Raw genomic sequence first — 16,954 nt, 5'->3', positions numbered from 1 at the left:
GTATATATGACTAACTATGCGTTCTAATTGTTATATATCGAATAGATATGCGTTAAATGCCTATAGAGTATTTAACAAAAGTTGAGGAATTCATTTTCATCGACTTCACAACGTATAGGTTATTATGAAAAAGGTCAAGTTCCTGGTGGAAAATCATGCCAATGTGCGATTTACCACGTAATACGCTGTGATTATCTATATAATTCAGGAGGTTAAGGTTTTTATTGTTACAATTTTGCAACAAGATCTGTTTGGGGAAAATAAAAAAGACCAGCACAATGTACTGGTCAAATCATAAAGTTTGGAAGGAATGATTGTTTAATTAAGACCACCTAGCATCTACTAAAACGCGTCACTAGGTGGTTTTACTTATGCTGATAGCATCAGCGAGTTGGCTTTTGCCTCTAAATTAGAGTTGCCCATGAGGTAGTTGTCGATCGCAATAGCACACTCACGGCCTTCGTTGATACAGCGTACGACCAAGGATTGACCCGTCCGCATATCACCTGCTGCAAAGACACCTTTTTGGTTAGTTGCGAAACCATCAGTCGCCACGTTACCACGCTCATCAAGTTTGATATCTAGCTGAGCAAGGACACCGGTTGGCTCAGGGTGCAGGAAGCCCATTGCTAGAAATGCCATATCACAAGGAATGACACGTTCGCTGCCTTCAACTTCTTTGAAGCTCGGGCGCTCACCTGGTTTTGCATCTTCCCATACGATGTCAGCAAGACGCAGACCTGTCACTTCACCTTTGTCGTTACCGATGAACTCTTTGGTCAGAATGTTCCAATGACGATCGACACCTTCTTCGTGCGAAGTTGATGTGCGCAGAATCATTGGGTATTGAGGCCAAGGCATATTTGCAGGGCGCTTCTCTGGTGGAATCGGCATGATTTCTACTTGAGTTACGCTTGCTGCCTTGTGGCGGTTTGATGTACCCACACAGTCAGAACCCGTATCACCACCACCGATAACCACAACATGTTTACCTTTAGCGTGAATCTCTTCAGTTTTAAGGTCCATGTTGTTTGCGCGGCGGTTGTTTTGACCTAGGAATTCCATTGCGAAGTGAACACCTTTTAGCTCACGTCCTGGAACGGGTAGGTCGCGTGGAACCGTTGAGCCGCCAGTCAGAAGTACCACATCAAACTCTTGACGTAGTTGCTGAGCATTTACATCCACACCGATGTGTTGATTCACTTTGAACTCAACACCCGCTTCAGCCATTAGGTTGATCTTACGATCAATTACGTCCATACCCAGTTTGAAGTCTGGGATACCGAAACGCAGTAGGCCACCGACTTTTTCATCACGTTCAAACACAGTCACAGAGTGACCAGCGCTGTTTAGCTGCTCAGCAGCTGCCAGACCTGCCGGGCCGCTGCCGATGATTGCAACCGTTTTACCTGTGCGAGAGCGAGGTGTTTTCGGTTTTGCGTACCCTTCACGGTACGCAGTTTCGACAATCGTTTTCTCGATGTTACAGATAGTGATTGGATCTTGGTTGATACCTAGCACACACGCACTTTCACATGGAGCAGGACAAACGCGACCTGTGAACTCTGGGAAGTTGTTGGTTGAACTTAAGATGTTCCACGCTTCTTCCCAACTGTCGCGGTAAACCGCGTCGTTGAACTCAGGAATGATGTTACCAATCGGACAACCGTTGTGACAGAAAGGTACACCACAGTCCATACAACGAGAAGCCTGAGTATTGATCTTGTCACCAAACTCTTCGTTCAGAACGAATTCTTTGTTGTTTTCAATACGAACGGATGGATCGATCTTCTGAGGAAGCTCGCGACCATGTTCTAAAAATCCAGTAGGCTTACCCATTATACTGCCTCCGCTTGTTCCGTTTGTGCTTGCTCTGCTTCTGCCTTACGCTTTTGAAGTACCGCTTTGTAGTCACGCGGCATAACCTTAACCATAGAGGCTAAGCTTGCTTCAAAGTTGTCTAGGAAAGACTTAGCGACTTCACTTCCTGTGAATTCAACTTGCTTGGTTAGCATCTCTTTCAGTAGTTCACGATCTTCTGCTTCGATTGGATCGAGGTCGACCAGTTCAGGGTTGAGCTTGGTTTCAAAGTCACCAGACTTGTCCCAAACATACGCCACACCGCCACTCATACCTGCCGCAAAGTTACGACCTGTTGAGCCAAGGATTACGGCAACACCACCTGTCATGTATTCACAACCGTGGTCACCCACACCCTCTACAACGACTTTCGCACCCGAGTTCCGTACACAGAAACGTTCACCCGCCATACCACGAATGTAAGATTCACCTGACGTTGCACCGTAGAAACACACGTTACCAACGACGATGTTATCTTCAGCAACAATGGTTGATTTCGCATCTGGGTAAAGCACTAGCGTACCGCCAGACAGACCTTTACCCCAGTAGTCGTTAGCGTCACCTTCGACTTCGAACTTCACGCCCTTAGCAAGGAAAGCACCGAATGATTGGCCAGCAGAACCTGTGAACTTGACGTTCATTGGCTGAGGCAGACCTTGGTCTTTGTAAACCTTAGAAATTTCGTTCGATAGCATGGTACCCGCAGAGCGGTCGGTGTTGATGATCGGGAACTCAGCGTTGACTGCTTCACCTTTCTCAAGTGCTGGGATAGCCGCTTGAATCAACTTACGGTCGAGAACGTCTTCTAGGTTATGGTTTTGCTCTGTCTGGTTGTAAACGCCATCGTCTTCACGCGCCTGTTCAATATGAAGGACAGGAGACAGATCGAGGTTCTTATATTTCCAGTGTTTGATGTCTTCACGAACTTTCAGTTTGTGAGACTGACCTACCATCTCATCGATAGTGCGGTAGCCTAGCTCAGCCATCACTTCACGTAGACCTTCAGCCATGTACTGGAAGAAAGTCACAACGTCTTCTACGCGGCCATCGAAGCGTTCACGTAGCGTCTTGTTCTGCGTTGCGATACCAACTGGACAGGTGTTCTTATGACACTTACGCATCATGATACAGCCTTCAACAACTAGCGCGGCTGTCGCGACACCCCATTCCTCTGCACCCAGTAGTGTTGCGACTGCTAGGTCGCGCGGTGTTTTCATCTGACCATCAGACTGAACGACGATACGGTTACGTAGACCATTCTTAAGAAGCGTTTGGTGCGTTTCTGCTAGACCAAGTTCCCATGGAAGACCTGTGTGACGGATAGACGACATCGGTGATGCGCCTGTACCACCGTCGAAACCAGCGATTAGCACAACGTCCGCTTTTGCTTTCGCTACACCAGAGGCAATCGTACCAACACCTGCTTCCGATACGAGCTTGACGTTGACACGACCAGCGCGGTTAGCGTTCTTCAAGTCGTAAATTAACTGAGCCAAATCTTCGATCGAGTAGATATCGTGGTGAGGCGGTGGCGAGATTAGACCTACACCCGGAGTCGAGTGACGCGTTGCACCGATCCAGTCATCAACCTTATCACCTGGTAGCTGACCACCTTCACCTGGTTTCGCACCTTGAGCCATCTTGATTTGTAGCTCGTCTGCGTTAGTTAGGTAGTAAGACGTCACACCAAAGCGGCCTGAAGCAACCTGTTTGATCGCAGAGCGTTCCCAATCACCGTTTTCTTTACGCTCGAAACGCGTTGGGTCTTCACCACCCTCACCAGAGTTCGATTTCGCGCCAATGCGGTTCATCGCAACGGCTAGTGTTGAGTGCGCTTCGTAAGAGATAGAACCGAATGACATTGCACCTGTTGCGAAACGCTTAAGGATGTTTTCGATTGGTTCTACTTCTTCTAGCGGGATGGAACCTGCTGGGTTCTTAACAAAGTCTAGCTGGCTACGTAGCGTTGCTGCGTTATCACCTTGGTCATCAACCGCTTTCGCGTACTGTTTGAACTGAGCATAGTCTTTGTTGCGCGTCGACTGTTGTAGTAGTGAGATAGTTTCAGGGTTAAACAGGTGTTTTTCACCACGCTGTTTCCACTGGTAAACACCACCCACATCCAGTACTTGAACTGGAATTTCACGAGTTGGGAAACCAATGCGGTGACGTACGAGAACTTCCTTCGCGATGTCATCAATGGTTAGACCTTGGATACGTGAAACGGTACCCGTGAAGTATTTGTCGACTACAGACTTGCTGATACCTAGCGCTTCAAAGATCTGTGCACCGTGGTAAGACTGTAGGGTTGAAATCCCCATCTTCGAGAAGATCTTCAGAAGACCGCCATTGATAGCCTTGCGGTAATTCTCGAACAGGTCACGAATATTGGTTTCAGGATCAAGCTTCTTAGTGCGCTGCAGTTCAACCATAGTTTCAATAACTAGGTATGGGTTGACTGCGTTTGCACCGTAACCAATCAGGGTTGCGAAATGGTGTGTCTCACGAGCATCACCGGTCTCTACCACGATGTCACACTTCGCGCGTAAACCTTTACGGATTAGGTGGTGGTGAACTGCGCCAACCGCTAACATTGCTGGGATAGCGGCGTGGTTAGAGTTAACAGCACGGTCAGTTAGAAGGATGATTGAGTAACCATCGATCACTGCGTCTTCTGCATACTGGCAGATACGCTTAAGTGCACGCTCTAGTTTGCCTTCGTCTTCGCTTGCTTGGAATACGATGTCTAGCGTCTTCGCTTGAAGGTGCTCGTTATCGATAGCACGCAGTTTCTCAAGCTCAGAGTTAGAAAGAACTGGCGACTCAAGCTCTACTTTTTGACAGTGTTCTGGAGACTCAGCAAGAAGGTTCTGATCCTTACCTAGGTAAGTGTTCAGCGACATAACCATACGCTCACGAATCGGGTCGATTGGCGGGTTGGTTACCTGAGCAAACAGCTGCTTAAAGTAGTTTGATAGATGTTGTGACTGGTGCGAAAGAATCGCTAGCGGCCAGTCGGCACCCATTGCAGAAAGCGGCTCTTTACCATCTTTCGCCATAGGTACAATGATTTCGTTCACTTCTTCAGAGCTGACACCAAATGCCTGCTGCTTGTGCAGTAGTTTCTCTGGTGAAGGCTGGCTGAATTCGTTACTCGCATCTGGCAGTTTATTCAGGCTTAGTAGGTTTTCTTCAACCCACTTCTCGTAAGGCTGCGCTGATGCAATGCCATCTTTTACTTCTTCATCAGAAATGATGCGGCCTTGCTCTAGGTCAGCAACGAAGATACGACCTGGTTGCAGGCGACCACGGAACTCAACATTCTCAGGTTCAATCTCAACAACACCAGACTCTGAAGCCATGACTAGGAAGTCATCTTTGGTCACAGTGTAGCGAGAAGGGCGCAGACCGTTACGGTCGAGAGTGGCACCTACTTGAACACCGTCAGTGAAACATACAGAAGCAGGACCATCCCATGGTTCCATTACGTTCGCGTGGTATTGGTAGAACGCGCGACGAGTTGGGTCCATGTTTTTGTTTTCTTGCCATGCTTCAGGGATCATCATCATCAACGCATGTGGCAGGCTACGACCAGATAGAACTAGGAGCTCTAACGCCATGTCGAAGTTAGATGAATCAGATGCGCCTTCTTGACAGATAGGCAGTAGCATGTCGATTTCTGCCTGCGTAAACAAGTCAGATTCGATGATTGCTTCACGGGCTTTCATCCAGTTCAGGTTACCGCGAACTGTGTTGATTTCACCGTTGTGTGCAATGTAACGGAAAGGCTGAGCTAGACGCCAGCGTGGGAATGTATTGGTAGAGAAACGAGAGTGAACCAGCGCTAGCGCACTCACCATCGTTGGATTTTGTAGATCTAAGAAGTATTGAGGTACTTGCTCTGTTGTTAGCTGACCTTTGTACACCACAGTCTTGTAAGACATTGAGTTGATGTAGAAGTCATCGCCAATGTTAGAGACGCTTTCTAGACATACGCGAACGGTGTAGTTACGTAAAACATACAGTTTACGCTCTAATTCTTCCGGTGTAATACCAGGACCACCAGAAACAAACACGTGCTCAAACTGAGGCTCAGTGCTCAGTGGATCGGCACCAATCATTGAGTTGTCGGTTGGTAGAACACGGTAGCCAATAACGTCTAGTTCAAGACGCTGGGCATTGCGTTCTAAAATATCGCGACACTGTGCACGCTTGTGTTCATCTTTAGGGAAAAGTACAACACCAACACCGTACTTCTCAAAAGAAGGCAGCTTAATACCAAGCTTGACCGCTTCTTCTAAGAGAAATTCGTGAGGTTTTTGTAGCAAAATACCAGCACCGTCACCCGAGCATGGGTCACAACCTTGGCCGCCACGGTGTTCCATTCGTGCAAGCATATCAAGTGCTTGAGTAACTACTGCGTGTGATTTGCGGTTTTTTAGGTGAGCAACAAAACCGATACCACAAGCGTCATGCTCCAGCTCTGGAGTATAAAGACCTTGTGATCTTTGCTCTCTATCTACCATGGATACATCCTTCCAGTTCAAATAGGCGCAATTTGGCTAGTCGAAACTAGTTCTACGTCCTGTCCTTTATTTTTATGATTCGAAGTCAACTTAGGTTGGTGACTTTGATTCCATTCCGTATCTCGCAGGAAAAATATTGCGAGAAAAACAATCCTTGGTGATTTCCCTGTTTTTTGTATCACTATTTAGTGATTTATATAGGTGGGAGTGGGGAAATACCGACGTTTTAGTAATTAATTGTGTAATTAAATACACAAAAAAAACTAAAATCTGAAAGTATCCTACAATTTTGTCAGCTCGAAATGCAATCAAAAATCGTCTTTGTTGCTCAATTTTTTCGTAGTTTAAATGAATAATATGTTTAACTTTTACGTAACATTCGGCTTGAGGCACGTGTTTTGTGCATGTTTATTGACTTTGCTTAACTTGCAGCCTGTTTGAAAGCGATACATTTCACACTTCAATATTTTCAAAACTGTAATTTAATTACATTAAATCGCAATGATATTTATTATCATTAGTTTCAGGGGCAAACATGCAGTTACATGAGTTAGTTAATACCATTGGTCAGGATCTCCAACGTCGGTACGGAGAAAAGGTCCATAAGCTGACTCTGCATGGTGGATTTAGCTGCCCCAATCGCGATGGTACGATTGGTCGAGGAGGCTGTACCTTCTGTAATGTTGCGTCGTTTGCAGACGAAGACGCTCAAATAAAAAGTATCCATGAGCAGTTAACCGATCGCGCTGGAGAAATCAGCCGCGCCAAGAAGTATCTGGCGTACTTTCAGGCGTACACAAGCACTTATGCAGAAGTGCAAGTTCTTAAGAACATGTATGAGGAAGCCCTTAAAGCCGCCGATATCGTCGGTTTGTGTGTCGGCACTCGTCCAGATTGCGTACCCGAAGCAGTATTGGAACTGCTATCAGATTATGTTCAGCAGGGGTATGAGATTTGGTTGGAACTTGGACTACAGACAGCAAACAACGACACGTTAAAGCGAATCAACCGAGGCCATGATTTCGAGTGTTACGCCGAGATCACTCAGCGAGCTCGAGCGCTTGGCATTAAGGTATGTACTCACTTGATTGTTGGTCTACCTAAGGAATCGCGCGAGGATAATATCAGCACCTTAGATAAGGTGCTTCAGGTCGGCACCGATGGGATTAAGCTCCACGGATTGCATATTGTTGAAGGAAGCACCATGGCCAAGGCATGGAAAGCGGGCCGTTTGCAAGCGCCAGAATTGGATGAGTATGTAGCCATTGCGAGTGAAATGATTCGCTTAACCCCTCCAAACGTGATTTACCATCGCGTATCCTCTGCGGCACGACGACCAACATTGCTCGCTCCTTTGTGGTGTGAGAATCGATGGTTAGCTATGACGGAAATTGGTCGTCAATTGAATCGTGAAGGTGCGCAAGGTTCATTATTAAATCAACCATTTATATATACAAAACCATTATTAAAGGCAGATTAACTGCCACGAAGCTGATATCTTAGTATCCTTATATAACAAGTGTTAAATGGAAATGAGAGATCAGATGGATCAGTTGTTGGTATGGTTGTGGGAAACCTCTCAAGGTCATGGCGTTGATTTCATAGTTATTATCGTCTCGATCTCTATTCTTTGGTCCGTTTACACTCGTTTTCAGCGTCAGCTTGAACAATTGATTTTGCAAACGCCCACCGCTGCGATTTTGATTGACGCAGAAAACGCGCAACTTGTCATGGCCAACTCGCTAGCCAAGCAACTGCTTGGGATTCGCAAAATCGGCAAGTCTTACTTTCTCCCACAGAATGAAACCCAGCAGGAACTACGATCGTTAATTGATGGGCTTGGCAGCGGCAGTAACAACCAAGCGTATATGATCGAGTGGAGCATCTCACAACACACGAAAGTTAAACTGGATGTCTGCGGAAAACAAACCACTTTCCGAGGTCGCTCGGTTTGGTTTGTCAGCTTAATTACCCACCAGTCGACATCTCATGAAAAATTAGAAGAACTGCAGTCTCTTCGCATGTACAAAAGCGCTTTTGATCACTTATCTGAATTGGTTTTTATCAAGAATATAGACGGAGAGTTAGTGGCAGCTAACCGAGCGTTCGAGCGATTTTGGCAAGGCCGAGTCGAAGAAGGAGCGGCGGATATCCACGGTATTATTGAAGGGCGTGCGAGCAAACGAAGATGGACCACTACACCAGATGGTCGTAGTTGTTTGTTAGAGACGAACCAAACGGTGTTGCTCTCGCCTGAAGGCGATAAAGTTGGGTCGTTGGGCATCAGCCATGATGTTACTGACTGGCACAATATGCAGCGTAATCTACGTGATGAAATGGAAAAGCGTAAAGATACGGAAATTGCCTTGGCCCAAAGAGACACCATTTTACAAAATATCCTTGAATCTTCCCCAGACTCTATCGGCATATTTAACGAGAACATGGTTTATCAGGCGTGCAACAAACCATTTGTGAAAGCGTTGGGAATTTCGGACGTTGACGACTTGCTCGGTAAGCGTCTGCAAGATGTGATTCCCGATGAAAGTTACAGCCGCTTGTCTGAGACTGACAATAAAGTTCTCTATGAAGGCAAATCGCTGCGCTATATCGACCGCGTTGTGAGCAGTAATGGTGAATGTACGTGGTACGACGTAGTGAAGTCGCCGTTTAGAGATCCAGCTTCTGGAACCAACGGCGTTTTGATCATGGCGCGTGATGTCTCAGAACGTTACCTTGCTGAGCAGAGGTTGGAAGAGGCGAACCTAGAACTTGAGCGTTTGAGCTTTATTGATGGCTTAACACAAATATCCAACCGTCGCCGCTTTGATGAACAGTTAAAAACGTTGTGGAGTATTCATATCCGCGAAAAGCAGCCTTTGACTGTCATGCTGTGTGATATCGACTACTTCAAAGGGTTTAACGACTATTATGGCCACCTACGTGGTGATGAAGTGTTGATCAAGGTTGCGGAGGTCTTTGAGCGAGCCTTACCTCGTTCGAGTGATTGTGTTGCAAGATATGGTGGTGAAGAGTTTGGATTTATTCTTCCTAATACGACGGTGGAAGGAGCCATTAAAGTGGCAGAACGTATCCACCAAGGCGTCATTGAGTTAGCCATTGAGCACAAGGCCTCGCAAGTCTCTTCGGTTGTTACCGCGAGCATTGGTTTGGTTTCCATTGTCCCTCAACCCCATGATCGCAGTGACACCATTGTCGCCTTGGCAGACAGTGCGTTGTATCAAGCGAAAGCAAATGGCCGCAATCAAACTTGTGTGCATCACACATCCAATAATTAACCACGATCCGTTTTGGAATCTTTTCGCGGAACGCTAGGAAAACGGGTACTATTATTGTTCATCTATTCAATCTATTGATTAGATTATAGTTTGCCTTGTGTCCGTTCGGAGCGTTTGATGAAGCCGATAAAAAACCTCGCCCAGTATTACGTTGATCTACTTGTAAAGCTGGGCATCCTTCGTTTCTCCATTCTACTCGCTTTAGCTTTAGTGGCTTTAGCGGTCGTTGTTCAAGTGGGTATTACGCTCGTGTTGAGCGGCCATGTTGATGATATCGATATCGTTCGCTCGGTATTTTTTGGTCTGCTGATTACCCCATGGGCGGTTTACTTTCTTTCTGTGGTGGTTGATCAGCTAGAAGAGTCACGTCAACGGTTGTCCAAACTTGTCTCGAAGCTCAAAGACATGCGCTCACGAGACCAAGAGCTCAACATCAAATTGCAGCAAAACATTGCTAAGTTGAATCAAGAGATCGAGGAACGGATTAAAGCGGAAGAAGCGCGTGAAGAGGCAATGAAAGACCTTGAGAATGAGGTGTATCAGCGTGAACGCACTCAGCTTGAACTGGCAGAACGCACGGCATTGTTGCGCTCGTTTATCGATGCGTCGCCGGACTTAATTTACTACCGAAATGCAGACGGGGTGTTCTCTGGATGTAACCGTGCAATGGAAGAGCTGACAGGCAAAAAAGAGAGCCAACTTGTTGGATTGACACCTTGGGATGTGTACAGCAAAGAAGTCGCTCAGCAAATTGTGGATACAGACCAAAAAGTCTTTTCTGATAATCAGGCGTTGACCTATGAGCAGTGGCTTGAATATCCCGATGGTCACAAAAACTACTTTGAGCTGCGTAAAGTGCCTTTCTACAGTAAAGATGGGCGCCACCTTGGTCTTGTTGGGTTTGGACGAGACATCACCGAGCGCAAACGTCACGAAGAATCTCTCGAAAAAGCCAGTCGAGATAAAACGACCTTCATCTCAACCATCAGCCATGAATTACGAACGCCGCTCAACGGCATTGTCGGCTTGAGTCGTATGCTGCTTGATACCCAATTAACCGAAGAGCAGCGCCATCACATGCAAACCATTAATGTGAGTGCGATTACGCTCGGCAATATCTTTAATGACATCATTGACATGGACAAGTTTGACAGACGCAAACTTGAGCTATACCCATCCGCATTGAATTTTGAAAACTTCGTCGCTGAAATCGAAAGTATTTCTGCACTGATGGCAACGCAAAAAGGGCTGCGTTTCGATCTCGAGCGATTGAGCAGTTTGCCCTCTGAGATTGAAGTCGATGCAACTCGCTTACGCCAAGTGCTTTGGAATCTGATTAGCAACGCCATGAAATTTACCAAAGAGGGTGGGGTTGTGATGACGGTAAGCGCTGAGATGGAGGACGCGTTTGCCACCATAACCATGGAAGTGGAAGATAGTGGTATCGGTATTCCAGAAGCAGAGCTCGAAAAAATCTTTGCCATGTATTATCAGGTTAAATCGGGTAAAGATAACCTTCATGCTGTGGGGACGGGGATTGGTCTCGCGGTGTCGAAGCAGCTCATTAATATGATGGACGGCGATATTACCGTCACCAGTGAAGAAGGATTTGGCAGTACTTTCACGGTAACGATTCGTGTCCCATTGGCGGTAGAGCAAGAGTCAGTTCTTGAAGCGCCTGCAACGCAACCTGAGCTGAATATTTTCATGGTTGAAGACATCGAGCTTAACATCACGGTTGCTCGCTCCTTACTGGAGAGTATGGGACATGAAGTGTCGGTCGCCATGACAGGTCAAGATGCAATTGAAATGTTCGATCCGGAGATCTACGACCTTGCGTTTTTAGATATTCAACTGCCTGATATGACAGGGTTCGATGTTGCCGATTTCTTCCGCAAAACATACAAAGACCTTCCACCTCTCGTGGCTCTGACGGCAAACGTGTTGAAGAATAAAACGGAATATCTCGAAAAAGGTATGGATGATGCGATCAGCAAACCATTGTCGGTGACTGACGTGCACAATGTGATCGCCAAATTTACCCAACAGCCAGAGCAAGTCGTCGAAGCCACCTCTAAGAGCGTAGAGGAAGAGTCTTCAGAAACCAGTGAAATTTACTCTCGCCTGCTGGATCTCGATATGTTGGAGTCTTATGTTGGCATTGTTGGAGCCGCGCCGGTGCTAGATAGCATTGCCATGTTTGAAGAGATGATGCCAGGTTACTTGGAACTGTTGGACTCCAATATGACGGCGAAACACCAAGAGGGGATTGTCTCTGAAGCGCACAAAATAAAAGGTGCAGCGGGTTCAATAGGCTTGAAGCATATCCAGCAAATCGCGCAAAAAGCGCAATCGCCCGATTTACCTGCTTGGTGGGAAAACATCGACGATTGGGTTGAAGAGATGAAAAATGAATACCTCAGCGACATAGAGGTACTCAAAGAGTGGTTAGGTAATCAAACTCAGCAACAAGGAAAATAAGATGAAAAAATTCGCTTTGCTGTCGCTAAGTGCAGCGCTATTGGCAGGATGTGCAAATGAACCTGTTGTTTGGGAACAAACGAACACGATCGAAGTGGCTCAAACGAACATCGCGCTTAAAAGTAATCTTTGGGTAAACAAAATGCCGACGATAGGTTCGGTTCAAGACAGTACACTGCATGGTGCGCTCTATTTAGAGTCAGATAAAGTGCTGCCTGCCCAGCTGGTGGTGGAATCACTATCAATCAAACAGGGTGATGAAAGTTGGCAAATTGATGGCGACTTACTGGATTTACGTACTCACAACCAGAATCAATGGGAGTTGGCGTTTGTATGGCAGTTTGAGCTAGACGCTGAGAAACCGGTTGATGTTGCGCTGCAAGTTCGTGTTGATGATAAAACAGAGTGGCTTGTAGAAACGGGCGTAGTGATTGATACCGTTTACTAGAAGCAGTAGGCTTCGTTCAAACAAAAAAGAGCAGGCACATCAGGTGCCTGCTCTTTTACTATGGTTTGAGATTATTTCTTCGCGGTACGTAGACCTGCGTTGATATCCATAATGTCTTGTTCGCTGAGTGTGCCAATCGCTTGGCGAAGCTGCAACTCGCTGAGGATGTAATCGTAGCGAGCGTTCGACAGGTTTTTATTGGCATCATACAAGCGACGAGTTGAATCTAATACGTCTACGATAGTACGTGTGCCTACATCGAAACCGGCTTCAGTTGCTTCAAGCGCCGATTCTGCTGATACAACAGTTTGCTCGTATGCACGCAGAGCACCGATTGACGCACTGATGTTATTGTTAAACGCGCGAACATCTTTGACGACGCTGCGGTATTGCGCTTCTAGATCTTGGCTCGCCGCAACATAGCTGTACTCAGCTTGCTTAGTTTGAGAGCTAATATTACCACCCGTGTAGAGCGGGACTTCTAGGTTGATGCCTACGTTGAAGTTGTCGGCGTCGTAATCGTTACTGCTATTTGACACATCGGATAGTGAATAGCCACCATCAAGCGTCAGAGATGGCAGGTGGCCTGAGCTAGCAAGAGAAATCTTGTCTTTTGCAACATCTTGGGCGATACGAGAAGATAGCAAGCTTAGGTTCTTCTCTTGTGCTTCTTCAATCAACTGAGTAATTGGCGTTGAATTGCGGCTTGCAGAAAAACGCTTCGTGTCCAACACGTCGAGTTGCGCGTGTTCTTGACCTGTAATTTCTCGTAGCCCTTCATAGCTATTAATCAAGCTGTTTTCTGCCAGTACTTCATCAGCAAGTACTGCATCGTACTGAGCTTGCGCATCATGTACGTCGGTAATTGCAGAAAGGCCAACTTCAAAACGCTGTTTGGTCTGTTCAAGCTGGCGACCTACGGCTGCTTTTTCTGCTTGAACAAACTCTAGATTGTCTTGTGCACGTAAAACGTCAAAATAGGCTTGTGCGACACGAAGAATTAATGCTTGTTGAACTGCAGCATAAGAGGCATCCGCTTGGCGTGCTGTTTTCTCTGCGATGTCGAGTGTTACCCAGCTTGAACGCTTGTAAAGCTCTTGACTAAAGCCAATAGACGCGCCGAATTGATTGTTATCGGTGTCTACCTTACCGCCCGAATTCAAGTCTTGTTCACCACGATTAATGTCGTAGCTCGCTTTTAATGAAATTTGAGGGAGTAGCGTCGAGCGACTAGAAGTTACTGCTTCGAAAGCTGCATCGCGTTGAGCAGCCGCACTGAGGAGTGTTGGATCGTTTTCTTTCGCTTGGTTGTAGATTTCAGCGAGCGTATCAGCAAAAGCACTGGTGCTCATACTTCCTAGAGCTGCACTGATAAATAGTGGAAGCAGTTTCTTCATAGGTCCTATTCCTGCCAAAAGATGAAAAGGGTTACTCGTCAAGAGTTTAACCCATACTGATGTTAATTCATGCAAAACTTTGCAAATTTTTACACTTAACTATCCACTTGTGCAATATATTTTATTATTCAATTTAACTCAGAATATAAAAATTATATAAAAAGTTGAGCCATGTCCTTGGAAGTTAAGCTTTTGTCTGAGTAAACTATAAGATTCACTCAGCGAGGTGCCAAATGCAACCATCTGAAAAGCGACACGGGGAGTTTACACCCCAAGATGTGGAAATAATCTCAAAAGAGACACTGTTCAAGGGTTTCTTTAGCATGGTCAAATACCGCTTTCGACATAAGCTGTTCGAAGGGGGTTGGAGTCAGCCACTTGAGCGCGAGATGTTTGAGCGCGGCCATGCAGCGGCCATGCTCCCTTACGACCCGATTACAGACCAGGTCGTTATCATTGAGCAAATCCGCGTTGGAGCATTAGAGCATCCATCACCATGGCAGATGGAGATAGTCGCAGGGATCATTGACCATGGAGAAACGGCGGAAGATGTCGTTCGTCGAGAGGCGGTTGAAGAGGCGGGGATTGACGTCACCTTGTTAGAGAAAGTGACGTCTTACTACCCATCTTCAGGTGGTTGCTCTGAAATGCTCGATGTTTACGTCGGAAAGGTTGACGCAACAACCGCACATGGCGTTCATGGTTTAGACTATGAGGGTGAAGATATACGCGTCCATGTCATTAGCCGTGAAGAGGCTTATGAGTGGGTAACAAATGGTAAGTTTGAAAATGGTGCTTCGATCATTGCGCTGCAATGGTTACAACTGAACCACCAACGTTTAAGAAGCGAATGGCACAAGTAGCAGTAAAAAAGCCGTATCATGTTGATTTATCAGAGCTGATGCGCACCTATGAAACCAATTATGCCAAACTCAACGCACTCATTCCGAGTAACGCGAGTGTTGGCGACGTTCGCTGTTATCAAGCTGCTAATATGACGTATCAAATTCAAGTGGGCGAAGTCACAAAGTACACAACTTTGGTCGATATTTGTCAAAGCGATGACGTTCCAGTATTTCCATTGCCGAGAATGTCTGTCAGGCTCTACCACGATGCTCGCGTAGCAGAAGTCTCGGAATGTGAGCACTTACGACGTGTCAATGCACGTTACGAATACCCAAATGACAAGATGGTTCAACAAGATGAAAAAGCACAATTGAACCGTTTTTTAGGCGATTGGTTAACATTTTGTCTGCGGCATGGTATCAGCCGGACACCGATCAATATTTAGGTTTGAAATTTTGAAAGTTACGTCAAACTCATCAGATAGCAGCATTAAGCTGCTCCAAATTACAGACACCCATCTGTTCGAAGCAACAGATGGCAGCTTATTAAGTGTCAACACTGGTGAGAGTTTTAAAGCCGTCGTCAATGCAATTGTCGAGCAAGAATGTCGTTTTGATGCTCTTTTAGCGACGGGCGATATCTCTCAGGATCATAGTGAAGCGTCTTATCAATGCTTTGAGCGTGGCATTGAGCCATTGCTGAAACCCTGTTTTTGGTTGCCTGGCAATCATGACTATAAACCGAACATGACGTCGGTGATCCCATCGCCACAAATCCAGCAGGTCGACCATGTTTTGCTGGGCGAACACTGGCAGATGATCCTGCTAGATTCTCAAGTTGTTGGTGTGCCGCATGGTCGCTTGAGCGATCAGCAGTTGGCTTTACTGGATGAAAAACTCGCGCAGTATGCCGATCGTCACACTCTCGTTTTGCTTCACCATCACCCAATTTTGGTGGGTAGTGCTTGGCTAGATCAGCACACACTTAAAGACGCGGATGATTTTTGGCAAGTCGTGCAAAAGCACAATAACGTCAGTGCTGTGTTATGTGGTCATGTACATCAAGATATGAATGTGATGCATCACGGTGTTCGCGTCATGGCAACGCCATCGACTTGCGTTCAGTTTAAACCTAACTCGGATGATTTTGCGTTGGACACGACCTCACCAGGTTGGCGAGAGCTTGTGCTTAAAGCCGATGGACAATTAGAGACTTACGTAAAGCGTCTTCCTGCAGGATGTTTCCAACCTGATTTCAGCTCTGCCGGATATTAAGAGGATCGCATGAAGCCATCACTACTTCTATATGTTCATGGTTTTAACAGCTCACCACTTTCACACAAAGCGAATGTGATGAAAGCGTATTGTGAGCAGTATCGGCCTGATATTAAAGTGTTGGTTCCTCAATTGCCTTGTTTTCCAGAGCTTGCTGCGAATTTGTTGCTCGACATTGTTGAACAGCATAAAGAGGATTACCGTATTGGTTTGGTCGGCAGCTCGCTAGGTGGGTACATGTCTATGTGGCTGAACAACCAGTTTGGCTTTCGAGCCGTGGTGGTCAACCCTGCGGTGAAACCTTATGAGTTGTTGGCTGATTACTTGGGTGAACAAGTTAACCCTTACACCAATGAAACGTATATGCTTGAAGAGCAGCATATCGATGAACTGATCGCTCTTGATACGCCGACGATTCGTTACCCGTCTGATTTTTGGTTACTTCAGCAAGAAGAAGATGAAGTACTCGATTACCGGCAAGCGGTGAGCAAGTTTGTTGGAGCAAAACAGACCGTAGAATCAGGTGGTGATCATAGTTTTGTCGACTTCGAACGCTATCCAGAAAAAATCATCAAATTCTTACAACTCTAAAACCTTGTTGCTCAGCTCCTTATCATCTTGAACACAATTTGTTAGGTTGATGAGGGAAGAGTCATAAATTTACCTGTTACTTACTTATCTCGCTTGACATCAATACGTCTCTTCCAGACTATGTTTCACTTATGCTTGGCAGGATGCAAAGCGATTAGAGTTTGCTCGCTTTTTCGATTCTCAATCAATTGCTAGAGCTTAATGTCCCGCCTGCTTGGCTACCCTTTTATTCTTT

11 protein-coding genes are annotated in these 16,954 nt (G+C 46.1%); 8 read left to right on the top strand and 3 right to left on the bottom strand.

Translation table 11 applies throughout. The annotated features are described in order from the left end of the window. Window positions 1-369: 369 nt before the first annotated feature. The gene (locus tag RJ47_RS09965) at window positions 370-1,839 is read right to left on the bottom strand and encodes a glutamate synthase subunit beta (protein ID WP_005472921.1); all 1,470 of its coding nucleotides are present in this window, start codon (window positions 1,837-1,839) and stop codon (window positions 370-372) included. Beyond that, a complete protein-coding gene (gltB, locus tag RJ47_RS09960; protein WP_039483556.1) occupies window positions 1,839-6,386 on the bottom strand; it encodes a glutamate synthase large subunit in 4,548 nt (1,515 codons plus the stop codon). Before gltB ends, RJ47_RS09965 begins: the two co-directional genes overlap by 1 nt. A gap of 535 nt (window positions 6,387-6,921) precedes the next feature. On the opposite strand from gltB, the gene RJ47_RS09955 reads away from it, so the two are divergent. From RJ47_RS09955 to RJ47_RS09940, 4 genes are all read left to right on the top strand, one after another. Then, window positions 6,922-7,866 (top strand): TIGR01212 family radical SAM protein, encoded by a 945-nt coding sequence (locus RJ47_RS09955; RefSeq protein WP_005472804.1) that lies wholly within the window; start codon window positions 6,922-6,924, stop codon window positions 7,864-7,866. A 64-nt stretch (window positions 7,867-7,930) separates the two neighbouring features. Further along, window positions 7,931-9,682, top strand: a complete 1,752-nt coding sequence (locus RJ47_RS09950; protein WP_039483553.1) for a diguanylate cyclase — start codon at window positions 7,931-7,933, stop codon at window positions 9,680-9,682. A 117-nt stretch (window positions 9,683-9,799) separates the two neighbouring features. Further along, window positions 9,800-12,163: an aerobic respiration two-component sensor histidine kinase ArcB gene (gene arcB, locus RJ47_RS09945; RefSeq protein ID WP_039483550.1), complete on the top strand. Its 2,364-nt coding sequence runs from the start codon at window positions 9,800-9,802 to the stop codon at window positions 12,161-12,163. Between the two features lies 1 nt (window position 12,164). Next, a complete protein-coding gene (locus RJ47_RS09940; RefSeq protein WP_039483547.1) occupies window positions 12,165-12,611 on the top strand; it encodes a hypothetical protein in 447 nt (148 codons plus the stop codon). A 71-nt stretch (window positions 12,612-12,682) separates the two neighbouring features. Here the strand turns inward: RJ47_RS09940 and tolC are convergent, their stop codons facing one another. After that, window positions 12,683-14,008 (bottom strand): outer membrane channel protein TolC, encoded by a 1,326-nt coding sequence (gene tolC / locus RJ47_RS09935; protein WP_038139726.1) that lies wholly within the window; start codon window positions 14,006-14,008, stop codon window positions 12,683-12,685. A 233-nt stretch (window positions 14,009-14,241) separates the two neighbouring features. On the opposite strand from tolC, the gene nudF reads away from it, so the two are divergent. From nudF to yqiA, 4 genes are read left to right on the top strand one after another with little or no spacing between them, the layout of a single operon-like run. After that, window positions 14,242-14,871, top strand: coding sequence for an ADP-ribose diphosphatase (gene nudF / locus RJ47_RS09930; protein WP_038139724.1), 630 nt, complete (start codon window positions 14,242-14,244; stop codon window positions 14,869-14,871). Further along, window positions 14,859-15,299: a DUF1249 family protein gene (locus RJ47_RS09925; protein ID WP_038139721.1), complete on the top strand. Its 441-nt coding sequence runs from the start codon at window positions 14,859-14,861 to the stop codon at window positions 15,297-15,299. The genes nudF and RJ47_RS09925 overlap by 13 nt, the downstream gene beginning before the upstream one ends. A gap of 10 nt (window positions 15,300-15,309) precedes the next feature. Next, the gene (gene cpdA / locus RJ47_RS09920) at window positions 15,310-16,128 is read left to right on the top strand and encodes a 3',5'-cyclic-AMP phosphodiesterase (protein ID WP_039483544.1); all 819 of its coding nucleotides are present in this window, start codon (window positions 15,310-15,312) and stop codon (window positions 16,126-16,128) included. Between the two features lie 9 nt (window positions 16,129-16,137). Beyond that, a complete protein-coding gene (gene yqiA / locus RJ47_RS09915; protein ID WP_039483542.1) occupies window positions 16,138-16,719 on the top strand; it encodes an esterase YqiA in 582 nt (193 codons plus the stop codon). Window positions 16,720-16,954 lie beyond the last annotated feature (235 nt).

The sequence above is a fragment of the Vibrio sinaloensis genome (genome assembly GCF_000808535.1).
Classification (GTDB): Bacteria; Pseudomonadota; Gammaproteobacteria; order Enterobacterales; family Vibrionaceae; genus Vibrio; species Vibrio sinaloensis_D.
This window is presented reverse-complemented; position numbering and strand designations above follow the sequence as displayed.